Annotated in this window: 22 protein-coding genes and 1 tRNA gene; 12 read left to right on the forward strand and 11 right to left on the reverse strand. The window is 71.8% G+C overall.

Annotated features, from left to right (window positions below; translation table 11 throughout):
• Positions 1–56: 56 nt before the first annotated feature.
• Positions 57–1985 carry an ATP-binding protein gene (locus EXE41_RS02330; RefSeq protein ID WP_137690193.1) on the forward strand — a complete coding sequence of 643 codons (1929 nt, stop codon included), beginning with the start codon at positions 57–59 and terminating at the stop codon, positions 1983–1985.
• Between the two features lie 96 nt (positions 1986–2081).
• Here EXE41_RS02330 and EXE41_RS02335 read toward each other — a convergent pair whose 3' ends face one another.
• The 3 genes from EXE41_RS02335 to EXE41_RS02345 all read right to left on the reverse strand — a co-directional run bounded on the left by EXE41_RS02335 (position 2082) and on the right by EXE41_RS02345 (position 4306).
• Positions 2082–3002, reverse strand: a complete 921-nt coding sequence (locus tag EXE41_RS02335) for an acetamidase/formamidase family protein (protein ID WP_086215515.1) — start codon at positions 3000–3002, stop codon at positions 2082–2084.
• 43 nt (positions 3003–3045) lie between these two features.
• The gene (locus EXE41_RS02340; protein WP_049930612.1) at positions 3046–3891 is read right to left on the reverse strand and encodes a universal stress protein; all 846 of its coding nucleotides are present in this window, start codon (positions 3889–3891) and stop codon (positions 3046–3048) included.
• A gap of 133 nt (positions 3892–4024) precedes the next feature.
• Positions 4025–4306: a hypothetical protein gene (locus EXE41_RS02345; protein WP_241987180.1), complete on the reverse strand. Its 282-nt coding sequence runs from the start codon at positions 4304–4306 to the stop codon at positions 4025–4027.
• A 134-nt stretch (positions 4307–4440) separates the two neighbouring features.
• Here EXE41_RS02345 and EXE41_RS02350 point away from each other — a divergent pair, with 134 nt between their 5' ends.
• The 3 genes from EXE41_RS02350 to EXE41_RS02360 all read left to right on the forward strand — a co-directional run bounded on the left by EXE41_RS02350 (position 4441) and on the right by EXE41_RS02360 (position 5496).
• Positions 4441–4686, forward strand: coding sequence for a sulfurtransferase TusA family protein (locus tag EXE41_RS02350; protein WP_137690195.1), 246 nt, complete (start codon positions 4441–4443; stop codon positions 4684–4686).
• A gap of 2 nt (positions 4687–4688) precedes the next feature.
• Entirely contained in the window at positions 4689–5072 is a 384-nt protein-coding gene (locus tag EXE41_RS02355; protein ID WP_049930616.1) for a DsrE family protein, read from the forward strand.
• A 220-nt stretch (positions 5073–5292) separates the two neighbouring features.
• Positions 5293–5496, forward strand: coding sequence for a hypothetical protein (locus EXE41_RS02360; RefSeq protein ID WP_094553004.1), 204 nt, complete (start codon positions 5293–5295; stop codon positions 5494–5496).
• A gap of 82 nt (positions 5497–5578) precedes the next feature.
• On the opposite strand, the gene EXE41_RS02365 is transcribed toward EXE41_RS02360, so the two are convergent.
• The gene (locus EXE41_RS02365) at positions 5579–5977 is read right to left on the reverse strand and encodes a helix-turn-helix domain-containing protein (protein ID WP_049930620.1); all 399 of its coding nucleotides are present in this window, start codon (positions 5975–5977) and stop codon (positions 5579–5581) included.
• 166 nt (positions 5978–6143) lie between these two features.
• The gene (psmA, locus tag EXE41_RS02370; protein WP_176450675.1) at positions 6144–6920 is read right to left on the reverse strand and encodes an archaeal proteasome endopeptidase complex subunit alpha; all 777 of its coding nucleotides are present in this window, start codon (positions 6918–6920) and stop codon (positions 6144–6146) included.
• A gap of 227 nt (positions 6921–7147) precedes the next feature.
• Between psmA and EXE41_RS02375 the strand changes: the two genes are divergently transcribed.
• From EXE41_RS02375 to EXE41_RS02385, 3 genes are read left to right on the forward strand one after another with little or no spacing between them, the layout of a single operon-like run.
• Positions 7148–8557, forward strand: a complete 1410-nt coding sequence (locus EXE41_RS02375; RefSeq protein ID WP_199240851.1) for a CARDB domain-containing protein — start codon at positions 7148–7150, stop codon at positions 8555–8557.
• On the forward strand, positions 8554–9429 hold the full coding sequence (locus tag EXE41_RS02380; protein WP_080508558.1) for an ABC transporter ATP-binding protein: 876 nt from the start codon (positions 8554–8556) through the stop codon (positions 9427–9429). The genes EXE41_RS02375 and EXE41_RS02380 overlap by 4 nt, the downstream gene beginning before the upstream one ends.
• Before the next feature lie 13 nt (positions 9430–9442).
• The gene (locus tag EXE41_RS02385; RefSeq protein WP_086217015.1) at positions 9443–10615 is read left to right on the forward strand and encodes an ABC transporter permease; all 1173 of its coding nucleotides are present in this window, start codon (positions 9443–9445) and stop codon (positions 10613–10615) included.
• A gap of 61 nt (positions 10616–10676) precedes the next feature.
• Here EXE41_RS02385 and EXE41_RS02390 read toward each other — a convergent pair whose 3' ends face one another.
• Positions 10677–11177, reverse strand: coding sequence for an HPP family protein (locus EXE41_RS02390; RefSeq protein ID WP_086217016.1), 501 nt, complete (start codon positions 11175–11177; stop codon positions 10677–10679).
• Between the two features lie 145 nt (positions 11178–11322).
• Between EXE41_RS02390 and EXE41_RS02395 the strand changes: the two genes are divergently transcribed.
• Positions 11323–11817, forward strand: coding sequence for a metal-dependent hydrolase (locus EXE41_RS02395; protein WP_137690196.1), 495 nt, complete (start codon positions 11323–11325; stop codon positions 11815–11817).
• Positions 11818–11886: 69 nt separating this feature from the next.
• On the opposite strand, the gene EXE41_RS02400 is transcribed toward EXE41_RS02395, so the two are convergent.
• Positions 11887–12040 (reverse strand) — tRNA-Met (locus EXE41_RS02400).
• A 338-nt stretch (positions 12041–12378) separates the two neighbouring features.
• On the opposite strand from EXE41_RS02400, the gene EXE41_RS02405 reads away from it, so the two are divergent.
• Positions 12379–13734 carry a hypothetical protein gene (locus EXE41_RS02405; protein ID WP_137690197.1) on the forward strand — a complete coding sequence of 452 codons (1356 nt, stop codon included), beginning with the start codon at positions 12379–12381 and terminating at the stop codon, positions 13732–13734.
• A 106-nt stretch (positions 13735–13840) separates the two neighbouring features.
• The gene (locus tag EXE41_RS02410; protein ID WP_198943844.1) at positions 13841–15076 is read left to right on the forward strand and encodes a mechanosensitive ion channel family protein; all 1236 of its coding nucleotides are present in this window, start codon (positions 13841–13843) and stop codon (positions 15074–15076) included.
• 62 nt (positions 15077–15138) lie between these two features.
• Here EXE41_RS02410 and EXE41_RS02415 read toward each other — a convergent pair whose 3' ends face one another.
• The 3 genes from EXE41_RS02415 to mutS form a co-directional block, all read right to left on the reverse strand.
• Positions 15139–15657: a hypothetical protein gene (locus tag EXE41_RS02415; protein ID WP_137690198.1), complete on the reverse strand. Its 519-nt coding sequence runs from the start codon at positions 15655–15657 to the stop codon at positions 15139–15141.
• Positions 15658–15740: 83 nt separating this feature from the next.
• Positions 15741–17528, reverse strand: a complete 1788-nt coding sequence (gene mutL, locus EXE41_RS02420) for a DNA mismatch repair endonuclease MutL (protein ID WP_086216908.1) — start codon at positions 17526–17528, stop codon at positions 15741–15743.
• Positions 17518–20385 (reverse strand): DNA mismatch repair protein MutS, encoded by a 2868-nt coding sequence (mutS, locus tag EXE41_RS02425; protein WP_137690199.1) that lies wholly within the window; start codon positions 20383–20385, stop codon positions 17518–17520. The genes mutL and mutS overlap by 11 nt, the downstream gene beginning before the upstream one ends.
• Positions 20386–20565: 180 nt before the next feature.
• Here mutS and EXE41_RS02430 point away from each other — a divergent pair, with 180 nt between their 5' ends.
• The gene (locus EXE41_RS02430) at positions 20566–21111 is read left to right on the forward strand and encodes a DnaJ domain-containing protein (RefSeq protein ID WP_049930639.1); all 546 of its coding nucleotides are present in this window, start codon (positions 20566–20568) and stop codon (positions 21109–21111) included.
• Positions 21112–21127: 16 nt separating this feature from the next.
• On the opposite strand, the gene EXE41_RS02435 is transcribed toward EXE41_RS02430, so the two are convergent.
• Positions 21128–21808: a molybdenum cofactor guanylyltransferase gene (locus tag EXE41_RS02435; RefSeq protein WP_086215637.1), complete on the reverse strand. Its 681-nt coding sequence runs from the start codon at positions 21806–21808 to the stop codon at positions 21128–21130.
• 165 nt (positions 21809–21973) lie between these two features.
• Here EXE41_RS02435 and pdxS point away from each other — a divergent pair, with 165 nt between their 5' ends.
• Positions 21974–22882, forward strand: a complete 909-nt coding sequence (gene pdxS / locus EXE41_RS02440; RefSeq protein WP_049930642.1) for a pyridoxal 5'-phosphate synthase lyase subunit PdxS — start codon at positions 21974–21976, stop codon at positions 22880–22882.
• The last annotated feature ends 246 nt before the right edge of the window (positions 22883–23128 follow it).

Consider the following 23128-nt stretch of genomic DNA (forward strand, 5'->3'; position numbering starts at 1 on the left):
CGACCGGACGGCGAGCGAGCCGATAGTTTATGAGGCGGGCGCCACCTCTCACGGGTATGAGCGAGGAGGAGGCGATCCACGTCGCGGACGTCAGCGAGGGGATCGGCGGCGACGCGACGGCGGAACCCGGCTCGCCGGTCGAACTCCCGGTCGTCGACGTGCTCACCGGTCGGTCCTTCATCACGGGGAAGAGCGGGTCCGGGAAGAGCAACACCGCAAGTGTCGTGATAGAAAATCTGCTATCTAACGGATTTCCTGTCATGATCGTGGACACAGACGGTGAATATTACGGTTTAAAGGAAGAATATGAAATTCTTCACGCCGGCGCCGACGACGAGTGCGACATCGTCGTCTCCCCCGAGCACGCCGAGAAGCTCGCGACCCTCGCCTTAGAGCAGAACGTCCCGATCATCTTGGACGTCTCCGGCTACCTCGAAGAGGACACGGCCAACGAGCTCCTCTTGGAGGTCGTCAAGCAGCTGTTCGCGAAGGAGAAGCGCATGAAGAAGCCCTTCCTGCTCGTCATCGAGGAGTGCCACGAGTACATCCCCGAGGGCGGCGGCATGGACGAGACGGGGAAGATGCTGATCAAGGTGGGGAAGCGCGGCCGGAAGCACGGGCTCGGCATCGTCGGCATCAGCCAGCGCCCGGCCGACGTCAAGAAGGACTTCATCACCCAGTGCGACTGGCTCTGCTGGCACCGGCTCACCTGGGACAACGACACGAAGGTGGTCGGGCGCATCCTCGGCTCGAAGTACGCCAGCGCGGTCGAGGACCTCGGCGACGGCGAGGCGTTCCTGATGACCGACTGGGACGAGTCGATCCGCCGGATCCAGTTCCACCGCAAGGAGACGTTCGACGCGGGCGCGACCCCCGGGCTCGACGACTTCGAGCGCCCCGAACTGAAGTCCGTCTCCAGCGACCTCGTCGGCGAGCTCCAGTCGATCTCCGACGAGAAGGAGCGCCGCGAGTCCGAGATCGCCGACCTCAAGCAGGAGTTACAAAAGAAGGACCGGCGGATCGCCGACCTCGAACGCGAGCTGGAGGAGGCCCGCGACCTGAGCGACATGGCCGACCAGTTCGCGCAGGCGCTCCTCGGTAAGGCGGAGGCCCCGTACCGGGGCGGCGGTCGACCTCCGGCCGGCGACGAGCGACTCGGAGGGACGGACGACGGCGACGAGGGCCAGTCCGTCCTCAAGTCGTACGACGAGGCGGTCGCCGCGACCGAGGAGAGCGACGCGGACGCGGAAGCGGAGACCGACGCCGCGCCCGGACCGGGCCCATCGGCCGCCGACGGCGGCGCCGAGGTCGACGCCGACGCCGCGACCGGTGACGCCGCGACCGCTGACGCCGCGGATGTCGACGCGACGGCCGCCGATTCTGCGGACGAACCGAACCCCCCGGACGACGTCGACCCGGTCACCCGCGACGACGTGGCCGAGAGCGCGCTCCGGTTCGACGAGGCGATCGAGCTCGGTACCCGCGAAGCGGTCATCGATGAGCTCCGCTCGCGGATCGAGTCCCTCCCGGAGCTCTCGCGCGGGATGCTCCGCCACTATCGGCGCGAGGGCGCGAGCGACCCCGTCGCGGCCCACATCGACGCCGGGGGCGACGGCGACTCCGGCCACGCGTACAGCCGTCACCGCCCGATCCGGCGGGCGGGACTCATCCGCCACGCCGGTCGGGGCAGCTACGCCTACGCGGTCCCGGACCTCGTCCGGGAGGCGTACGCCGACCGCCTCGACGAGGCGCAGGTCGACGAGATCGTTCGCGCCGTCGAGCGCGTCTTCGTCCCGTCCGCCGAACTGGACTACCCGCCGGACGCCGCTCCGGCCGAGGTCGGTGACCGGGCGCCCGCCGGAGACGACGAGGCCGAGGAGAACACGGACGCCGACGCGGCCGACGGGGACGAGGAGCCTTCGGCGCCGACCGACGCCGGCCTGAGCGACGCCGCGCGTCGGTTCGCCGAGCGATCGGAGCGCTGAGGCCGGAGTGCCGGGGCCGGAGCGCTGAGACCGGAGCGCTGCGGTCGGCGAACCCCGCGGCCGGCTCTCGAGGTAACTCTCCGCTCGGTAGCCCGGTCAGAACGGGACCGAGAGGTACTCGCTCGGCACCGCGTTCCGTGCCGTCACCTGCGGGTCGACCACCTGACTGATCTCCAAGCCCCCGACGAGGCTGGAGAAGAGATACGCCTCGGTGCGCGAGAAGCCGTGGTGGTGCGCCAGCAGGTCGAGCATGTCGGCGTTCGCCAGCTCGACCGCCCCCTCCAGCGTCTCGGCGCTCGCGAGCGTCTTCACCGCGTCGCCGGTGTCGAGGAGCGGACGGTCGAGCGGCACGGCCGGATCCTCGACCACGGAGAGCGTCGCGTCGACCTCGACCGCGATCTCCGCGCCGGTCCCGCACATCTCCCCGTCCGCCATCGCCGCTTTCGCGTCGCCCAGCGCCAACATGGCGCCCTCCTGAAACACCGGGAAGTAGACGGTCGTCCCCCCGGTCACGTCGGTCGTGTCGAGGTTACCGCCGTGGTCGTCGGGCGTGAGCGTCGAGACCGTCCCGCCGCCGGTGGCGACCCCGATCGTTCCGATCACGGGTTCGATCGGTACGTCGATCCCCTCGAACTCGACCGCCCCGGCCTCCGACTCGTCGGCGTCGACCTCGGTGATCCGCGTCGCTGGGTGGTCGATCTCGGGGTCGTCCTGAAGCAGTCCGAACCCGGGTGCGGTGAGCACACGGCCGCGGTCTTCGGCGACGCGCACGGCCTCGATCTCCACCGCGAGGACGTCGCCGGGGCTCGCGCCGGCTACCGCGATCGGTCCCGTCGCGGCGTTGACCTCTTCCGGGATCGCGTCGAGGAGGTCGTCGTCGCGCTGAATCTCGCCGTTCAGACTGTCGATCGTCTCGACCGTCAGCGACTCGCCGTCGGCGGCCTCGTAGACGGGGTCCATCTCCGGACCGAACTCGTAGACGTGGCCGTCGCGGTGTGAGACTGTCTCTCGCGTCATTACGTCCACCTGGGCGCCCCGGTAACAAAAAGCCCGGCCGGCGTCAGCGCGGCGCCGCCGCCTCGGGCGGGACGAGCAGGACGTTGTTCGTCCCGCGCGCGACGATCGACTCCGCGGTGCTCCCGAGGAGGAGCCGCCGGAGTCGGCTCGTCCCGCGCGCGCCGATGAGCGTCGTCGTCGCGCCCACGCGCTCCTCTTCGGCCGTGATCTCGTCGACGGGGTTGCCGGACCTGACGTTGGTCTCGACGTGGAACCCGGTCCGGTCGCCGAGGTCACTCGCAAGCTCGTCCAGCCGCTCCTCGGCGGTCGCCGTCGACTCCGCGTCTCCGCCGCCCACGTGGAGCAGGTACGCCCGCTCGGTCGCGCCCGTCAGCGCCGGGAAGTAGTCGTAGGCGCGCGCCGCGTTCTCGGAGAAGTCGGTGGCGTACAGCACGTCCTGGAACAGGTGTTCCTTCTTGACCGCGTGTCCGTCCGGCGTCTCCTCGATCCGCTCGACGAGCAGCGGCCTGACGGCCGTCCGCGCGACGTTGCGCACGGTGCCGCCGATGAGCCGATTCTGGAGCGGCGCCTGTCCGCGCGACCCGACGACGATCATGTCCGCGTCGAGCCGCTCGGCCAAGCCGTTGATCCGTCGATGCGGCGTCCCGCGGGCGACGTGCGTCTCCACGTCGAACCCCGCGCGCTCGAACACGCTCCGCTGCGGCGCGAGCGCCTCTCGGGCGTCGCTGGCGGCGTCCATCCCCGGCAGCCCGCTGGAGACGTTGTCCGGGACGACCGTCAACAGGTGAACCTCGCTGACACCGATGTTGTCGAGACACTCCAGACAGGTCCGAGATTCGATCGCCGCCTCGTTCGCGTCCGAGAGGTCTGTCGCGAATACGATCCTCATACGCGACTGTTCGTGCTGATGAGTAATATTGTTTTTGTTGTACAATACAAGAATCTTCGAAGACGGCACAGCGGTCGGTCGGTGACGGCACACTCCGGTTCGGGGCCGGTCGCTGCCGGGGGAGCAACCCGCCTCAGGCGTCCGGGTCGGCCGCCGCCGACGGTCCGTGATCGAGGAGCGGCGAGTCCGCGTTCGCACACTCGTCCCGGCCACAGACGCCGGCGTCGTCGCCCGCTCGCTCGACGCCTGCCGTGAGTCCGCCGATCTGCCAGTCGACGGCGTGCCCCGTCGCGCGCTCGTGGTCGTCGAGCGCGGTCCGCGCCCGCCGGAGCGAGTCGAACGCTTCGTCGTACGCACAGTCGGTACAGCGGACGCGAACGGTCGTCGACATGGCCTTCTCTTCGGTCTCGACCATCGTAAGTGCCGCTATCGGCTACTGGGCCGATCGCCCCGGCGTCGGATTCCCTCGGACGGGACTGTATTGAAACGGATACGCAAGATTAAAACATATGTGTGTAGTATTGTCTTTTGCGCACAAACTACTAACCCATGAGCACCGAACTCGATATCGCGGAGACGCTGGACGTGAAAGGACTGAACTGCCCGATGCCTATCGTGAAGACGAAGGGCGCGATCGACGACCTCGCCCCCGGTGAGGTGCTGGAGGTCGTCGCGACCGATCCCGGAAGCGTGAGCGACATCGACGGGTGGGCGACGGGCACCGACGGCGTCACGCTCCTTGAACAGGAGGAGGGCGACGACGTGTACACGCACTACGTCCGCAAGGAAGAATGAGCATGGACGAGATCGGAATCATCGTCTCCAGCGACGACCCGAAGAGCCTCGCGATGGCGACCAACCTCGGCCACGTCGCGCTGACGATGGACACCGACGTGTTCCTTTACTTCACCTTCGACGGACTGACGCACCTGCTGGAGGGCGAGAAAGACCTCTCGTCGGTCCAGCCGCTGCTCGACGAGGGGATGCCGAACCCCTACGACATGCTCGACCAGCTGATCGCCGACGGTGGGGAGGCGGTCACCTCGGTCGCGTGTACGACCACGCTGGACATGCTCCAGTGGGAGCAGGAGGCCATCGACGACGACCTGACGACGCAGTTCGCCGGCGCGGTCACCTTCCTCGAGGCGGCCGAGGAGGCCGATCACGTGTTCACGTTCTGAGCGCCGGCGTCGCGTCGGTCCGCTCCACCCTTCCCGCCGCTGTATGTGTGCCCCTGAGACGTATCGCCGTCCGAAACAACTCTCCCACCGTCCGAAACTCCCGCGCCGTCCGAAGCTTGCCACCGCGAGACGTGTCCGACTCGACGTGAGAACGGATCGATCCTCAATCGGGAGCGTACGGATCACAACTATTTTGGAGAATACTGGAAAAATCACGCACATGCCCTCTGAACAGACCTGTCCGGACTGCGAGGAGCCGCTAGAGGAGATGGAGCTACAGGGAACCGACGCTCTCGGGACGCTCTCCGTGGTCTCCGACGGGTCGAGCGACGGGTTTCTCGGCGGCCTCAGCGCCGACGAGATCCTCACGCCGGTCCCGTACGTGTGCCCCGAGTGCCGGCGGACCCTCATCTACGCGGAATAGCGACCGAAAGTAGCGCGCGAAACCCTGCGACGCCCACCGCCCTCGCGTCGAGTCCGCCTCGTGAGGGGTCTCGGTGCTCCGCTCAGCTCTCGACGGCGGCGCGCTCGGGTTCGTCGTACTTCTCCTCGAACTCGCCGATGAGCTGGCCCATCTTCGCGTACCAGTCGTTGAGCATCCGCTGCATGTCGTCGGCGATCTGGGACGGATCCGTGGGGCTGTACACGTGGTAGTAGCCGCCGTGGTCGTAGTTGATCTGTTCCTTCTGGATGAAGCCGGCGTTCAGGAGGCGCTGGACCGCGCGGTAGGCGGTCGAGCGCTCGCGGTCGACGCGTTCGGCGACCTCGTCGATCGTGAGCGCCTCTTCGGCCGAGACCATCGCTCGGTAGCAGTCCTTGTCCAACTGTTTCAGACCGTGGAAGCACTCGAGTAACCCCTCGCACTCCATGTCTCGTTGGAGCTGTTCGGACATCGAATCGGACATTTTACGTGGTAACTGACGGTTTCCGCCGCAAAAAGTGTTGTGTGTGTCGTACAATCGCGCGCTTCCGAGCCCGGACTCCCGCTCCTCCCGGCGCTGCCCGCGCCGGTCGTTCCCGCCGCGAGGAGGCGCGGCGGCGCGGTTCGGTCCCGGCTCCCGCACGCGGTCGCTACTCGTCGCCGTCGGACGCGTCGTCGTCCGTCTCCTCCGCGTCCTCCTCGTCCGCCGCGAGCCCGGCGGCCTCGACGGCGGCCTCGACCTCGTCGGTCGGGACCGTCCGGAAGCCGTCGGCCTCGGTCACGGTCGCGACCGCGAGGTCGGACGCCTCGAACTCGTCGTCGTGGGCGGCCAAGGCCGCGACCGCGAGTTCGATGCCGTCCTCGAGCGAGAGGTCGTCGCTCCACTCGTCTTCGAGGTGTCCCTGAATGTCCTGCCGGCCGCCGCCGATGACGGTCGCCTTCCACTCGTTGGGCGTACCCGAGGGGTCGGCGGCGAACAGGCGCGGCTCGCCGTCGTCGATGCCGCCGATGAGGAGGGCGGCACCGTACGGGCGCGTGCCACCGCGCTGGGTGTTCTCTTGGATGTGGTCGGTGATGAACTTCGTCAGCGTCTCGACGCCGACGGGCTCGCCGTAGCGGAGGCGGTTCCCCTGCGACTGGCGGCGCGCGAGGTCGATCAGCTGTCGGGCGTCGGCGACGTGGCCGGCGCTCGCGGTGCCGACGTGGTCGTCGAGCTTGTGGAGCTTCTCGATGCTCTCGGCCTCCATCAGCGACGAGGAGGGGCGAGACATCGCGACGAAGACGACGCCGTCGGTCGTCCGGACGCCGACGCTCGGCGCGCCGCGCGAGACTGCCTCGCGGGCGTACTCGACCTGATATATCCGGCCGTCCGGCGAGAACAGCGACGTGCCGCGGTCGTACGCCTGCTGGTCGTTGCCGCCCATCATCGCCGATCACCCGCTCGCGCGGTGTCGCGTTCGGTCATTACCCTCACTTACGTCGGCCCGTTGAAAAAGCATCCGTAACCGGTACGTCTCGGTGGCCGTCGAAACCGCGGGTCCCCGCCGGCCGCGTTCGCCGCCTAGCGGCGGAGTCGAGTTCGCTGACGAAGCGCCGGTAGGAGCCGTTAGCTTCCGTCGCCGACGGATATAACCACGCAGGTCGCGTAGTCATAGTGACATTGACGCCCACACGAACTACAGCCGCGCTGCTGGCCGCGTTAACGGTGCTGTCCGTCGTCGGCGGCGGGTTCGCGGTCGGCGGCGCGGCGGCGGTACCGGACGCGCGGATCACCCTCACCGAGGTCGGCGTGTCTCCGGGCGCTCCGACCGTCGACGAGCGCGCGACGCTGAACGTCACGGTCTCGAACTCCGGCGGCAGCGACGCGGCGGCGAACCTCACGACGGTCCGCGTCCGGGACGCGGACGGCGACGTGCTCGACAGCGCCTCGGGCGTCGGGGCGCTCTCGGCGGGCGACTCGCTGGACGCGACGCTGTGGACGACGTTCAGGGAACCGGGCGAGAAGCGGCTCACCGTCGAGGTCGTCGCGAACCAGTCGACGAGCGGCGAGTTCGTGACTGTCAGCCGCGACGTCGTGTTCGAGGTGCGCCCGACCGAGGTCGCGCTCGACCTCCGCACCCGCGCGCTCGACCCCGAGGACCTCCGGAGCGACGACGAGAGCGAGAGCGCCACCGGCGACCTCGGCATCGGCGGCATTCAGGGCATCTTCGGCGGGGGCGGCGGGCTCGATACCGGCGACGGCGGTCAGGACGAGGCGTCGCCGCCGGCCGTCGATTCGCCCGTCGAGGTGACCGTGGTCAACACCGGCACGACGGCCGCCGACCGGATCAGCCTCCGCGCCGTCGGGGCCGCGGTCGACGGTGACGGCGCGGAGACGGTCGACGTCGGCCCGTTCGTCGTCGAGGGCGTGGCGCCCGGCGAGGAGCGACGCGTGATCGTCGATCTCGGACCGCTCGACCGGCGCTCGGACGTGACGGTCACCGCCGCCTTCCGCGCCGACACGGACCGGCGGAACGATCGCGGCGCCGACCGGAGCGCGGAGTCGACGGTGACGTACCCCGTCCGCGAGGCGACGCCGACCGTGACCGACGCGACCGTGCGCGAGACCGCTGACGGTGTCGTCGTCGACGCCAACCTCGGCAACGCGGGGAGCGGCGAGATGACCGGTGCGGTCGTCTCGGTCGGCGACGCGCCCGGCGTCGCGCCGACCCCCGCAGGCGGCGAGTACTTCGTCGGGACGCTCGGCGCCAGCGACTTCGTCGGCTTCGACGTGACGACCGCGGCGAACGTCACGGTCGCCGAGGAGATCCCGATCCGCGTCACGTACACCGAGCGCGGCGTGCGGTACACGGAGACGTTCTCGGTGGCCGCGCCGGAGCCGGCTACCGACGATCGCGACGGCGGCGGCACCCTCGGCCGACTCGGCGCCGGCGGGCTGGGGACCGTGGGGACGGTCGCGAGCGGCCTCGCGCTCGTCGGCCTCGCCGGGGCGGTCGGCGTCGCGGTCAGGACCGGACGAATCGGGGGACCGACCGGGCGACGACGCGACGGGTCGGCGCCGTGAGCCGGAACCGCACGACCGACGAGGCGGAGGATCTTGCGGCCGGTCGGGCGACGAACGGCGCTGCGGCCGACTGGGAGACGAGCGGCGACAGCAATCTCGCTGACGACGACTACGCCGTCGCGCTCCGCGGGGTCGTCAAGCGGTATCCGAGCGGGGGCGGCGAGCCGGTGGTCGCGCTCGACGATGTCGACTTCGCGGCCCGGCCCGGCGAGTTCGTCGCGGTAGTCGGGCCGAGTGGCTCCGGCAAGTCGACGCTGCTGAACGTCCTCGGGCTCCTTGACGACCCCACTTCTGGCCGACGGCTGCTCGGCGACACCGACGTGACGAGCCTCTCCGTCGCGGAGCGAACGCGGGCGCGCAAGGAGTCGATCGGGTTCGTGTTTCAGGACTTCCACCTGCTGCCGACGCTCACCGCCGTCGAGAACGTCGCGATGCCGACGGCGTTCGACCCCGGCGACGCGAGCGACCGGGCCGCGAACCTGCTCGCGCGGTTCGGGCTCGGCGACCGGCTCGACCACGAACCGAACGAGCTCTCCGGCGGGCAGAAACAGCGCGTCGCGATCGCCCGGTCGCTGATAAACGAGCCCGCGGTCCTGCTCGCGGACGAGCCGACGGGGAACCTCGACACCGACACCGGCGAGGCGATCCTCGCCGAGTTCGAGCGCGTCAAGGCCGAGGGGGTCGCCGTCATCGCTGTCACGCACGATCCGCTCGTCGAGGAGTACGCCGACCGCGTCGTCGACCTCACCGACGGCGTGCTGACCGGCGGCTTGCCCGGCGAGTCCGATCCGCACGCCGACGCGGACCGGCGCGGCGGCCGCGACGCCGGCCGGACCGCTCCGGGACCGCAGATGGGCGGTGACCGCGGATGAGCGGTGACCGCGGATGAGCGCCGACGACCGCGCACCGGGGGGCGCCGCCGGCTGGCTCCGCGGCTGGCGCCCCGCGGTGTCGATGGCGTCGCGGAACCTCCGACGAAACCGGGTCCGGACCGTGCTGGCGGTCCTCGGGGTCTGTATCGGGGTCCTCGCGGTCGCGGCGCTCGGCATCTTCGGGAACGTGCTGGCGCTGGGCGCGGACGACGCCATCGGCGATATCGGCACGCAGGTCGTCGTGTCGCCGAACACCGACGCCGGCGTGGAGTCGCTGTCCGACGCGGACATCGCCTCGATCCGCCGGGCGGTCGGCGAGCCCGCAGTGATCCCGCTGTACTCCGACAGCGCCACGGTCGCGCGGCAGGGCGACCAGACGTTCGCGACGGTGTACGGGGTCGAAGAGCCCGCGCTGGCGTACGAGGCAGCCGAGGGGCGACTCCCCGAGCGGCACCGACAGGGCGCGATCCTCGGCGCGGGGATCGCCGAGGACCTCGGCGCCGGCGCGGGCGACACCGTCGAGATCGCCGGCTCGCAGGTCCGCGTCATCGCGGTGTTGGTCGAGAGCCAGACGTTCAGCCCGGTCGCGCCCGACGACGCGGTGTACCTCCCCGAGTCGGCGTTCTCGGCCGACGGCTACGCGCAGGCGCTCGTCGTCTCCGACACCGGCGCCGAGGCGCGGGCGGCCGCGGACGCCATCCGCGAGGCGGTGAACGCCCGCGAGGACCGGGTGGAGCTGTTCGAGCTGGCCGCCCTCGTCGACGAGATCAACGAGTTCTTCGGCCTCCTCTCGACGTTCCTGCTCGGGCTCGGCGCGATCTCCCTCGTCGTCGCCGGGGTCTCGATCCTCAACGTGATGCTGATGAGTACCGTCGAGCGCCGGCAAGAGATCGGGGTGATGCGCGCGGTCGGCGTCGCCCGCCGCGACGTGTTGCGCGTCCTGCTCGCGGAGGCCGGGCTGATCGGCGCGGCCGGCGCCGCGGCCGGCACCCTGCTCACCGTCCTGCTCGTCGCGGGCCTGGTCCTCGCGACGCCCGCCGTCGATACGGCGCTCGTGCTCGACCGTACGAACGCCTACTACCTCCTCTTGGCGCTCGGCTTCGGCGTCGGCGTGGGGCTCGTCAGCGGCGCGTACCCCGCGTGGAAGGCGGCCAACGAGCGGCCCGTCGAGGCGCTTCGGAGCTGACGCGGTCGCCGACATCCACAGCCGAGCGTCCGCGGGACCCCTCGCGACGGTCCGACCGGATCTACTCCAGTCGGCGGTCGCGGAACGCGCGGATCACGTCCTGACGCGCGATGATCCCGATGATACGGCCGTCGTCGTCGACGACGGGCACGCGGTTGATGTCGGGGTCGTCGCCGACGAGCAGGTCCAGCACGTCGTCGACGCTCACGTCCGGCGTCACGGTCGCCACGTCCGCGCTCATCACCTCGGAGACGGGTCGGTCCGCGTTGCGGAGCATGTCGACGCCCAGATCGAGGTCGGCCCACGGGCGCTTCACCTGATACGAGAGGGTGTCCACGAACGGAGGGAGTCCGACGGGGATCCACAGCGTCTCGTCCTCCGGCTCGAACAGGTCGACGAGGTCGGACTCGGTGACGATCCCGACCACCCGCTCGTCCTCGTCGACGACCGGGAACCCGCTGAACTCGTACCGAGCGAACCGCTTGAACGCGTCGGCGACGTCGTCGTCCGGCGAGACCGTCTTCACGTCCGGCTCCATCAGGTCGCGGGCGGTCAGTGTCATACCGGAGCGTCACGGCGGGAGGCCGTAGGCGTTTCGCCCCGACAACGCGACGGGACCGCGAGTTCCGCGGACGCGTCCGGAGACGCGCCGTGGGGGGTCGCGTCTCGACGTAACGGACTTACGGACCCGGAACGCAGTCGTCAACATGTACCGGAAGGGACACGTCGGGGCCTCGCTCGTCGTCTACGCCCCGTTCGGGTTTCTCGTCACCGCCCTCCTCTCGATAGAGGCCGGCCTCGTCGGCGCCGCCGGCGTCGCCTCGACGGCGATGGTCCCCGACCTCGACATGCGAGTTCCCGTCGTCACGCATCGGGGGATCACGCACACCGTCTGGTTCGCGCTGCTCGTCGGAGTCGTCCTCGGGGGCGTCGGGCTGGCGGTCGGGCTTCAGCGCGGACTCGCCGAGGCGCTGCTGTTCGGCGCCGCCGCGTTCCTGTTCGGCGCCGTGACGATCGTCTCGCACATCCTCGCGGACGCGCTCACACCGACGGGCATCCGACCGTACGCGCCCGTGCGAGACACCGAGTATTCGCTCGACCTGTTCACCGCGGCGAATCCCTTCGCGAACTACGGACTGTTGGGACTGGGCGGCGTCGTCGTCGCGGTCGCGCTCGTCGCCGGCGAGGCGGTTCCGGTGTAGCACTCGATCCGGCGGCGACGGCGGACGGATCGGCGGGGCCGGCGCTCGCCGACCGGTCGGTCGTAGAAATGGCCGGGGTGGGCTCCGAACCCACGATCTCCGCATGTCCCAGGTCCGAGGCTCGGCGGAGCCACGGGAAGGACGCGGACGCTTCCAAGGCGTCACCGCACCGAATCTCCGAACCCTATGAGTGCGGCGCTATGTCCAGCTAAGCCACCCGGCCTCACCTCCTCGTACCGCGATGAGACCCTTTAACCTTCCCATCCGTCGGAGGGTTGTGAACCGATCGCAGATCGCCGCGGCCGGTCGCCTTCGGGAGGATCGCTTCGGGGGCTGTCGCTTTCGGGAGGATCGCTTCGGGGGCTGTCGCTTTCGGGAGGATCGCTTCGGGGGCTGTCGCTTTCGGGAGGATCGCTTCGGGGGCTGTCGCTTTCGGGGGCGATCGCTCCCGCCTCGGGCCGGCGGCGCGGGCGGCGCGTCGGGAGCGCGGTGAACGCGGTGACTGGGCTCGATCGACCCCGAGCCAGCGGATTTATGCCGGGCGCGGCGTATCTCCGGCGTATGAGCCTTCCCGACCTGCTCGCGGGGACCGTCGGCGACGAGGACGTCGTCGCCGAGGTACCGCTGGGCGGCGACGATCGACTCGCGGTCACGCCCACCCGGACCCTCGTCTACCGCGGCGACGGACTCCTGTCCGACGAGTCCGTCGACGAGTACGGCCACGACGTCGAGCGAATCGAGGTCTCGACGGGACGCCGCAAGGCGAAGATCACCCTCGGGTACGGCCTCGACGGCGACGAGACGCTCTCGGTACCGACCAAGCGCGTCGACGATGTCCTCCACCCGATCCTCGCGGGCGTCCTCTCCGCGAGCGGCGTCACCGGGCCCGGCGAGACGGTCGTGCGCACCTTCCGCTTCTCGGAGCTCACCCTGATCGTCACCAGCGAGCGACTGGTCAAACACGTCGGCTCGGCGGTCTGGGACCCCGAGTTCGAGGAGTTCGGCTACGACGACCTCACCGGGCTCGACTTCGAGGAGGGGACCGTCGCCACCGCGGTCGTCCTCGTCCACGACGGCCGCTCGGAGCGGTTCAAGGCCCCGAACGAGTCCGCCCGGGCGGTCCGGGAGACGCTCGCCGACGCGGTGTGCTCGTTCCACGGCGTTGACAGCTTAGAGGAGTTCCGCGTCGCCGCCGCCGAGGCCGAGGAGGCGGCGTCCGACGCCGAACAGACCGGCACGACCGACTTCGGCGAGGGACCGGACCCGCTGTCGGCTTCCCCGGCCGCCGACGCCGAGGCGGACGCCGACGCGGCGCCCGGCGCCGAGGCGGAGCCAGACTCCGGCGGGCTCGGAACGGAACCGAAGGGCGCGGGCGGACGCGACTCCGCCGGGGGGTCGGAGTCGCTCGCCGGGGGCGACGGGCCCGGAGCGACGACCGAGAGCGCGGAGTCGGCGTCGGTCGGATCGCCGGAACCGAGCGGCGGCAGCGACCCGCTCGACGACCCGCTCGCCGCGGACGCCGCCGTCGACGACGCGGCCGAGGACCCTCTCGCGGGAGACGCGGGCGCGACGGAGTCGACGGGCCCCCTAGCGGGAGACGAGGCCGGGGCGGAGTCGACGGACTCCCCCGCCGGCGACGCGCCCGAAGCCCCAGGGGAAGGCGCCGAGCGAGGGGCCGGAGGCGAGCCCGCGGCGGTCGGCGAGGAAGCGGTCGCGGCGGACGGCGAGACCGACGGCGTCGTCCCGGACGACGACGCGTTCGACGGCTCGCCGTTCGAGAGCGCCGGCGTCGAGGACGCGGACCTCGCGAGCGAGGTCGCCGCGCTGCGGCGCACGGTCGAGGCGCAGTCCGAGCGCCTGGACCGGCAGTCGACGCTCATCGAACAGCTGATCGAAGAGCTCCGACGCGGCCGGTGACCGGGAGCAGGGCAGTCGCGGCCTCCTTCCCCGCAGCGGTCGTGCCGATTCTCTCCGCTGAGACTCGCGTCGGATCCGTTAACCGAGCGGCGGCGAACGTCAGACCGTGATAGGCGGACTGGGAACGCGGATCGGCGCGGTGTTGAGCGACGTATCGAGCACGGAGGGGCGGCTGGCGGTCACCGCGGCCATCGCCCTCGCGACGCTCGGCGTCGGCTGGCTGCTGCTGCCGCGGGCGGTCCGCGCCGGCGAGCAGACCGTCACCGACTGGGTCGGGCGGCTCCTCGACGAGCGGCTGTCGGAGTCGACGGAGGGCGCGGTGGAGACGCTGCGGGAGGGGATCCCCGCGTCGTTCCTCCTGCGGCTCGCGGTCGGACTCCTACAGCTCGCGCTGTTCGCGCTCGCGGGCGTCGCCGTGCTGACGCTGTGGGGCCGGTTCGCACTCGTGGTCGCGGTGCTGCCGCTCGTGGAGAACGCCGCCCGGGTCGGCGGGCAGGTGATCGCCTCGGCGCTGCTGCTCGGCGGTGCGTACGTCGTCAGCGACGTGGTGGAGACGTACGTCGGCGAGCTGTCGGCGGACAGCGACCGGATCACCGCCCACCAGGAACAGCTGCTCACCCGGCTCGCACAGGTCGGCCTGCTCGTGCTCGCGCTGATAACCGTCCTCGGCATCTGGGGCGTGAACCTCGGCGGCCTCCTCGTCGGGGCTGGGTTCCTCGGGATCGTCCTCGGGATGGCGGCCCGGCAGACGCTGGGCTCGCTCATCGCAGGCTTCGTGTTGATGTTCGCCCGCCCCTTCGAGATCGGCGACTGGGTGGCGATCGGCGACGAGGAGGGGTTCGTCACCGACATCACGATCATGAACACCCACATGCGCAACTTCGACGGGGAGTACGTCGTGGTACCAAACGACCTCGTCGCCAACCAGGCGATCACCAACCGGAGCCGGGAGGGGCGCCTCCGGATCCACATGGAGGTCGGGATCGGCTACGACGACGACCCGGACGAGGCCAGCGAGATCGCCGAGGATGTCTTAGAGAACATCGGCGTCATCGCGAACAACCCCCAGCCGTACGCGATCCCGTCCGGATTCGGCGACTCGGCGATCCTGCTTGACCTCCGGTTCTGGATCGACCCGCCGACCCCGCAGGCGCGGTGGCGCTCGAAGGCGCTCGCCGTCGAGCGGATCCAAGAGCGGTTCGCGGACGCCGGCATCTCGATCCCCTACCCGCAGCGGACCGTCTCGTACCCGCCGGAGAAGGCGGCGGCTGACGACACGGTCGAACGCGTCGAACAGACCGACGAAAACGGCGACGGGCGGTCGCGAGACCGACCGGCCTGACGCGCCGCCGCGGCGGCGCTCCCGCTACCCGTCTGGCCCCTTCTGCTACCCGCCGGACCCCCCTACCGGTCGGACGGACCGGTGTAGCCGCTCGGCAGCTCCGACCCGCGGCCGGTGAACAGCCGCTCGAACCGCTCGATCTTGTCCAACACGTAACTGAGCGCCGCGGTGAGCGAGTCCGCGCCGATCGAGAGCAGGTGGCGCGCCCCCTTCGTGCGGTCGGCGTGGTAGAAGCTGACCTCGCCCTCGGGGTCGGTGTTCCGCTCCGGCATCACCACGAGGTCCTGTCTCGTGGGGCCGTGACGGAAGACGAGCACGTCCGTGAGTGAGTCCGCGCCGTAGGTGACCACGTCGTGGAGGACGCTCCACTTCGGCGGCGTCTCCTCGGCGAGCGCGTCCGCGTCGACGACGTTCCGCATCGTCGTCGCCGCCGAGACGCTCTCCAAGCTCGAGGCGCGTCGCTTCCGAAGCCACGCGAGCAGTCGCTCGACGAGGTCGCGGAAGCCGTCCGGCTCCGAGAACCGGCCGGCCGACCGCTCCGCGGGCAGCGACCCCCGCGTCACTTCGGTCCGCTCTCCCATGCGAGTATCCCCGGTCCCATCGCGTTAATAGATATCGGTCGGTACTGTCGACCGCCTCGCCGCGGGGCGACCGGCCTCGCGGCTCAGCGGTCCCGACCGAACCCGGCCGCGACCGTCTCCTCGTCGACCGAGAGGACGGTCGGCCGGCCGTGCGGACAGGCGTACGGGCGGTCGCACTCGCCGAGACGGTCGAGCAGCCCCCGGAGGTCGTCGCGAGCGAGGTCCGAGAACTCGCCGCGCTTCAGCGACGGGTGACACGCCAGGTCCGCGAGCAGGTCGTCGCGCGCGTCTCGCGCCGTCCTCGGGTCCGCCCCGACGAGCGCGGCGAGCGCGTCGCGGAAGGCGTCGGCGTCGGCGGTCCGGCCGAACGGCGCCGGGACAGTCCGGAGGCGACGCGTGCCGCCGCCGAACGCCTCGGTCTCGAAGCCGAGCGCGGCGAGGTCGTCCGCGTGCGCCCTCGCGGCCGCCGCCTCGTCGGTCGACAGCGAGACGGTCGCGGGCGGGTCGAGCGGGGCCGTCGGCACCGGCTCGCCGTCGAACGCGCGGGCCAGCCGCTCGTAGTTCACCCGCTCGTGGGCCGCGTGGCCGTCGATCACGAGGAGCTCGTCGCCGGCCTCGACGAGGACGTACAGGTCGCGGAAGGTGCCTATCGGCACGGCGTCGGCGAACGCGCCGGGCCGCGAGCCGTCGTCCGCGCCGACCGGATCGAGGGCGCCGTCGAGGTCGGTGGCGACGTCCGCGGCCCGCCGGAGGTCCGCGCCGGTGAGCGCGTCCTCGACGACCGACGCGACCGCGTCGGCGACCGCGTCGGCGTCGCGGAGCCCCACCTCCCGCTTCGCCGGGTGGACGTTCGGGTCGACCCGAGCGGGCGGCAGCGACACGTCGACCGCGGCCACCGGCTCGCGGCCGTCGGGGAGGAGCCGCCCGTAGCCGTCGCGGACCGCGGCCGCGAGCCGGTCGTTCCGGACCGGGCGGCCGTTCACCGAGACGCGGACGTGATCGCGGGAGGACCGGGTGATCGACGGGTACGCCAGCGTGGCCGAGACCTCGACGCCGACGGCGTCCGCGTCACCCTCACCGCCGGGCGGCGCGTCGACGCTCGCGGCCACCGTCGTCGACCGGCTCGCGGTGTCGCGGTCGTACACGCCGAGCAGCGCGTCCGTGCGGTCGGTCCCCGGCGTCGACAGCGTCGTCGACCCGTCGTGGTCGAGCGTGAACGCCACCGACGGGTTCGCCAGCGCGTAGTCGGCGACGAGCGAGGAGATCCGCGCGAACTCCGCGTTCGCCCCCGCGAGTGACTCCCGACGCGCCGGCCGGGTCGCGAACAGGTCCTCGACGAGGACCGTCGTCCCGCGGGCGCGGCCCGCGGGTTCGACGCTGACACCGTCGGTCGAGTCGGACGCGCTCGACCGGTTCCCCCGGTCGGCGGTCCCGTCGACGACGACGCGGGTGCCGACCTCGTCGCCGGAACTCGTGACGACCTCCAGCCGGGCGGCCTCGGCGATCGCCGCGAGCGCCTCGCCGCGGAACCCCAGTGACGGGACGCCCACCGGGTCGCCGTCGGGCGCCAGCTTGCTCGTCGCGTGGCGCTCGACGGCCCGGGCCGCGTCCGCGCGGGCCATGCCCCGACCGTCGTCCGCGACGCGGATCCGGTCGGTGCCGTCGCCGTCGACCGCGACGTCGATCCGCGAGGCGCCCGCGTCGAGCGCGTTGTCGACGAGTTCGCCGACGACGCGGGCGGGTCGAGTGACGACCTCGCCGGCCGCGATCCGGTCGACGGTCGCCGGGTCAAGCCGACGGACGCGACTCTCGCTCTTGGACCGATCACCGGTACCCGACCGGCCGCGCTCGCCGTCTCGCTCACCCGTCATCGTCGACTCGCGACTGGAGGTCGTGGAGAGCGTTCAGCGCCTCGATCGGCGTCATCCGCGCCAGATCGAGGTCGCGAAGCTCCGCGGCGAGGCCGGGGGGCGCGCCGGCGGCAGGCCTGTCGTCGTCGCCGCCCGTCGGCTCCGCCCGCTCGCTTTCGGGCGGGGTGTCCGCCTCGGACCCGGATCGGCTGCCGTCCTCCGACGCCTCCTCCGCGAGGAACTCGCGCAGCGACGCGTCGCCGTCCCGGTCGCCCTCTGCCTCGCCCTCGCCCGACCGGTCCGCCGGGTCGACCGCGTCCTCGCGTCCGGCTCCGCTCGGCGCCCGCCACCGGTCCGCCTCCTCCGCGGCGACGAGGTCGCGGGCGCGGTCGACGACCGCCCCCGGGACCCCGGCGAGCTCCGCCACCTCGACGCCGTACGACGACGACGAGGCGCCCGGCACGACCCGGTGGAGGAAGGTAACGTCGCCGTCTTCCCGGGTGGCGGTGAAGTGGAGGTTGAAGACGCGCTCTCGCTCGTCGGCGAGGTCGGTGAGCCCGTGGTAGTGCGTCGCGAAGAGCGCGGTCGCGCCCAGCTCGTCGTGGAGGAACTCGGCGGCCGCGCGGGCGATGGCGCGCCCGTCGGTCGTGGCCGTGCCCCGGCCGACCTCGTCGAGGAGGACGAGCGAGTCGGGGCCGGCGTCGTGGAGGATCTCCGTCAGCTCGCTCATCTCTCGCATGAACGTCGACTGGCCGCCCGCGATGTCGTCGGAGGCCCCGACGCGGGTGAACACCCGGTCGAAGACGGGGAGCGTGGCGGCCTGCGCTGGAACGAACGACCCCGTCTGCGCGAGCACGACGGCGAGCGCGACCGACCGCATGTACGTCGATTTCCCGCTCATGTTCGGCCCGGTGATCACGGCGACGGAGCCGCGCGGGAGGTCCGCGTCGTTCGGGACGAACGCGTCCTCGGCCCGCTCGACGACCGGGTGTCTGCCGCCCTCGATCTCGACGCCCGCGGTGGCCGCCCCGTCCGCGTCGGGGGACTCGTCGACGCCCTCCCGCAGTTCGGGCCGGACGTAGTCGTGTTCGACCGCGACCGCGGCGAGCGACGCCAGCGCGTCGAGTTCGGCGAGCGCGTCGGCGAGGGCCTGGATCCGCTCGGTCTCGGCCGCGACGCGCTCGCGGACGTCGACGAACAGCTCGTACTCCAGCGCGTCCGCGCGCTCGGCGGCCCCGACGATCTCCTCTTCGCGCTCCTTCAGCTCCGGCGTGACGTAGCGCTCGCTGTTCTTCAGCGTCTGCCGACGCCGGTAGTCGTCGGGGACGCGGTCGAGGTTCGCGTCCGTCACCTCGATGTAGTAGCCGTGGACCTGGTTGTGGCCGACGGACAGCGAGTCGATCCCGGTGCGTTCGCGCTCGCTCGCCTCCAGATCCGCGACCCACTCGCGGCCCTCGCGCTCGGTGGCGCGCAGGTCGTCGAGGTCGCCGTCGAACCCCTCGCGGATCACCCCGCCCTCGGTGATCTCCTGCGGCGGGTCGGTCGCGATCGCGTCGTCGATCAGCTCGCGGACCTCGGTCAGCTCGTCGAGTCGGTCGCGGAGGTCGCGGAGGTGGTCGGTGCGGGGGAGGTCGGCGCCGTCCTCCGCGGCGGCCTGTTCGCCCTCGGCGCCCGCGAGCGTCGCCTTCAGCCCGGGGACGACCGCGAGCGTCCGGTGGAGCGACCGCAGGTCGCGGGCGTCGGCCCGACCCCGGGAGACGCGGCTCACCAGCCGCTCGAGGTCGTATGCTGTCGCGAGCGCGTCGGCGATCCCCTCGCGGGCGAGGCTCCGGTCCGCGAGCTCCCCGACCGCGTCGTGGCGGCTCCGGATCGCGTCGGCGTCGACGAGCGGGCGGCGGAGCCAGCGCTCGAGACACCGGCGCCCGAGCGCGCAGCTCGTCTCGTCGAGGGCGTCGAACAGCGTGTCGCTCGCGCCCAGCCCGCGGTTCTCGAACAGCTCCAGGCTGCGCTGGGCCGCCGCGTCGAGCCGGAGCCGGTCGCGGGGGTCGTACCGCCGGACCCGGGTCACGTACGAGAGCGGGCCGTCGTCGCCCTGCGTGTACTCGGCGTACGCGAGCACCGCGCCGGCCGCCCGTAGCTCCGCGTCCGCGTCGAAGCGCCGCTCGGGCGCGGGGAGGTACGGCTCCAGCCGCTCGGTCGCAGTCCGGCGGTCGAAGGCGCCGGCGTCGTAGTCGTGCGTCGTCCACCCGCGCTCCGCGTCGCTCGGCTCGAAGGCCGGCGCGTCCGGCCCCGCGATGAGTTCGGCCGGGGCGATCCGGTCGAGTTCGCCCGCGACCGCGTCCGGACCGCCGGACGTGACGAGGCACTCGCCGGTCGAGACGTCGACCGCGGCGAGCCCGACGGTCGTCTCGGCGGAGTCGTCGTCTTCGGCCGCCACCGCCGCGACGTAGTTCGTCGTCCCCGACTCGAGGAGGTCGTCCTCGACGACGGTCCCGGGCGTGATCACCTCGGTGACGGCGCGGTCGACGAGCCCCGACGCCTGCGCAGCGTCCTCGACCTGGTCGCCGAGCGCGACGCGGTAGCCCGCGTCGAGTAGCGACTCGAGGTAGGGGGCCGCGTTGTCGATCGGGATCCCGGCCATCGGGTAGTCGCCGGTCGAGTCGGACCGCTCGGTCAGCGTCACCTCGCAGACGCGGGCCACGGTCTCGGCCGCCTCGCAGAACGCCTCGTAGAAGTCGCCGACCTGAAACAGGACGAGGGCGTCCCCGTGGGCCGCACAGAGGTCGGCGTACTGCGAGAGCATCGGCGTGAGATCCTCGCGGGCGGCGGCGATCCCGGGCGGTAGCCCCGTCACCGTCTCCCTGTCCGCCGGTTCCATACGCCGTACCCGGGCGGCCGCGGTGATAAACGGTGCGGAGGCGAGGAGCGGCAAGCGAGTGGGGCCGCGAGGGAGCGAGCGGAGGCGGCGGGCGACGCGAACGCCGGCCCCGACGTGACCCCCGCTTCGCCGGACGGCCGCCGTCGGGACTCTTACGGTCCTCCGTCCCCCAGTACGGCCGTGACGAACCGAACGATCGTCGTGGTGCTCGCCGGGGCGTTCGTCGGCATGACGGCGCTGCTCGTGATCGCGGGGATCGTCCTCCACCCGATCGCGTTAGCGCTCGCGCTGCCGTTCGGCGCCGTCTCGTACTTCCTCTGGTACCACGCCAGCGGACGCCTCGACGACCAGGCCCGGCGGTCCGCCGAGCGGGCGGGACCGACTGAGCGCGAGCGCGCGAGACAGCGCGCCCGCGCCGAGGCCAACCGAGAGCGCGCGTACCGCGCCGCCGGGACCGACGGCGGTCGGAGCGCGCGCGGCCGACGGGCCGGCGCTCGCGGTCCCGGCGGAGCCGGGGGTGGGGACCCCAGTGACCGCGCGCCCGCGGCCGACCGGATGAGCGAACGGGAGGCGTACGAGACCCTCGGCCTCGACCGCACGGCCGACGGCGAGACGGTTCGCCGGCGGTACCGAGAGCGCGCGAAGCGGCTCCACCCGGACGGCGAGGACGGCGACGAGGAGGACTTCAAGCAGCTCAACGAGGCATACGAAGTGCTGAAGGAGTGACCGCCGGCCGATCGCCTCACGCCGCGTCGAGCGCGGCGGCGACCGCCCGCTCCGCGTCGTCGCGGTCGGACCGCGTGTTGACGTTGGTGAACGTGCGGTCGGTCGTCAGCGAGCGGATCGCCGCGTCGTCGACGACGACCTCGTCCAGCCGGTCCACCAGCGCCAGCACCTTCCGGTCGCCGCGACCGAGCGCGCGGTCGCAGGCGACCGCGGCCGGCTCCGTCGCGTAGACCGCCTGCGTCGTCTGGTACCACCGCCCGTCGAGCCGTGGGACCGCGGCCTCCGCGCCCGCGGCCGCCTCGCGGAGGTGGGCGAGGAAGCCCGGGTCGACGAACGGCATGTCGCAGGCGACGACGACGGCGTAGGGGTCGGTTGCCGCCCGGCAGGCGTTCCGGATCCCCGCCAGCGGGCCGCGGTCCGGCGCCTCGTCGAGCGCCCAGCGGACGGACAGCGGGACCGCGGCCAGCGCGTCGGCGATCGCCTCGCGCTGGCCCGGGCGGCAGTTGACGACGAGTTCGTCGACGACGGGGTCGCCGCCGCTCGCGCGGTCGGCGCCGGGCGGGACCGGGTCGTCGGTCCCCGCGAGCCGGTCCGCGACCCGACGGATCATGGGGGTCCCGGCGATCGGCGCCACCGCCTTGTCCGCGTCGCCGAAGCGCGTCGAGCGGCCGCCGGCGAGGATGGCTCCGGTCGTCACGCTCGCGGCGTAGACGGCGGGGAGACTTCGCGGTTGCGGTGGCGACGCGCGAGCGCGGAGCGCGGCCGCGACGGACCGCGCTTCCGATCGCGACTGAACGGCGCGCTCGCCCGTCCATCCGCCCGAAAGCGACCCGTTAAGTGGCCGGCGACCCAAGCTATATTCATGCCAGAGGCCACGGATCTGGAGGAGCTGAAGCGGGGGACCGAGCTGGTCAAGCGCGGCTTCGCGCAGATGCAGAAGGGCGGCGTGATCATGGACGTCGTCAACCGCGAGCAGGCCCGCATCGCGGAGGACGCCGGCGCGGTCGCCGTGATGGTCCTCGAACACGTCCCGGCCGACATCCGGAAGCGCGGCGGCGTCGCCCGGATGCCCGACCCCGAGCGCGTCCCGGAGATCATCGACGAGGTCTCGATCCCGGTGATGGGGAAGTCCCGGATCGGCCACCGCAAGGAGGCGGAGATCCTGGAGGCGCTCGGGATCGACATGATCGACGAGTCCGAGGTGCTCACGCCCGCCGACGACGAGTACCACACGGACAAGCGCGACTTCACCTCCCCGTTCGTCTGCGGGGCCCGGAACCTGCCGGAGGCGCTCCGCCGCATCAACGAGGGCGCGGCGATGATCCGGACGAAGGGCGAGGCCGGCACGGGCGACGTGAACCAGGCCGTCAAACACCAGCGCACGATCAAAAACCAGATCCGGACGCTCACCGGGCTCAACCACGAGGAGCGCGAGAAGTGGGCCCGCGAGCACGGCGCGCCCCGCGACCTGGTCCACGAGACCGCCGAGGCCGAGCGCCTCCCCGTCGTCAACTTCGCCGCCGGCGGCATCGCGACGCCGGCCGACGCCGCGCTGATGATGTACCACGGCTGCGACGGCATCTTCGTCGGCTCCGGCGTCTTCGGCGCGGAGGACCCCGAGGCGATGGGCACCTCGATCGTCGAGGCCGTCAACAACTGGGACGACCCCGAGGAGCTCGCCCGGATCGCGAGCGGCAGCGGCAAGGGGATGAAGGGTCAGTCCAACGAAGACATGGCCGAAGAAGAGCAGCTCCAGGGCCGCGGCGTTTAAATACGCGGTCTCGGGCCGCGCGACGATCTGTGATAACTGAGCCCGTGTGGCGGGCGTAGCGACGAGCGACCGTCAGACCGCGAACCCCGCCTGCGACCGTTCCGACGTTGATAGCGACACGCGGCGACCGCTCGACTGCGCCGAACGTCTCGTCGCTCCCGCCGCCGGACTCGCCGCCTCGGCGATCGCACGCTCGTCGGTTTCGAACTGATCGGGCCGGGGGTCGCGAACGGACAGCCTCTTCCC

Origin of the sequence: Halorubrum sp. SD690R, from assembly GCF_005435035.1 — an archaeon.
Taxonomy (GTDB): Archaea; Halobacteriota; Halobacteria; order Halobacteriales; family Haloferacaceae; genus Halorubrum; species Halorubrum ezzemoulense.

Excerpts from the sequence above, each read along its gene's own strand:
- EXE41_RS02335 (WP_086215515.1), bottom strand. The coding sequence starts at position 3,002 with ATGACGCGAGAGACAGTCTCACACCGCGACGGCCACGTCTACGAGTTC.
- psmA (WP_176450675.1), bottom strand. The coding sequence starts at position 6,920 with ATGATGGGCGGCAACGACCAGCAGGCGTACGACCGCGGCACGTCGCTG.
- EXE41_RS02395 (WP_137690196.1), top strand. The coding sequence starts at position 11,323 with ATGTACCGGAAGGGACACGTCGGGGCCTCGCTCGTCGTCTACGCCCCG.
- EXE41_RS02385 (WP_086217015.1), top strand. The coding sequence starts at position 9,443 with ATGAGCGCCGACGACCGCGCACCGGGGGGCGCCGCCGGCTGGCTCCGC.
- EXE41_RS02340 (WP_049930612.1), bottom strand. The coding sequence starts at position 3,891 with ATGAGGATCGTATTCGCGACAGACCTCTCGGACGCGAACGAGGCGGCG.
- EXE41_RS02350 (WP_137690195.1), top strand. The coding sequence starts at position 4,441 with ATGAGCACCGAACTCGATATCGCGGAGACGCTGGACGTGAAAGGACTG.
- mutS (WP_137690199.1), bottom strand. The coding sequence starts at position 20,385 with ATGGAACCGGCGGACAGGGAGACGGTGACGGGGCTACCGCCCGGGATC.
- EXE41_RS02365 (WP_049930620.1), bottom strand. The coding sequence starts at position 5,977 with ATGTCCGATTCGATGTCCGAACAGCTCCAACGAGACATGGAGTGCGAG.
- EXE41_RS02345 (WP_241987180.1), bottom strand. The coding sequence starts at position 4,306 with ATGGTCGAGACCGAAGAGAAGGCCATGTCGACGACCGTTCGCGTCCGC.
- EXE41_RS02360 (WP_094553004.1), top strand. The coding sequence starts at position 5,293 with ATGCCCTCTGAACAGACCTGTCCGGACTGCGAGGAGCCGCTAGAGGAG.
- EXE41_RS02390 (WP_086217016.1), bottom strand. The coding sequence starts at position 11,177 with ATGACACTGACCGCCCGCGACCTGATGGAGCCGGACGTGAAGACGGTC.
- EXE41_RS02355 (WP_049930616.1), top strand. The coding sequence starts at position 4,689 with ATGGACGAGATCGGAATCATCGTCTCCAGCGACGACCCGAAGAGCCTC.
- pdxS (WP_049930642.1), top strand. The coding sequence starts at position 21,974 with ATGCCAGAGGCCACGGATCTGGAGGAGCTGAAGCGGGGGACCGAGCTG.
- EXE41_RS02405 (WP_137690197.1), top strand. The coding sequence starts at position 12,379 with ATGAGCCTTCCCGACCTGCTCGCGGGGACCGTCGGCGACGAGGACGTC.
- EXE41_RS02415 (WP_137690198.1), bottom strand. The coding sequence starts at position 15,657 with ATGGGAGAGCGGACCGAAGTGACGCGGGGGTCGCTGCCCGCGGAGCGG.
- mutL (WP_086216908.1), bottom strand. The coding sequence starts at position 17,528 with ATGACGGGTGAGCGAGACGGCGAGCGCGGCCGGTCGGGTACCGGTGAT.
- EXE41_RS02330 (WP_137690193.1), top strand. The coding sequence starts at position 57 with ATGAGCGAGGAGGAGGCGATCCACGTCGCGGACGTCAGCGAGGGGATC.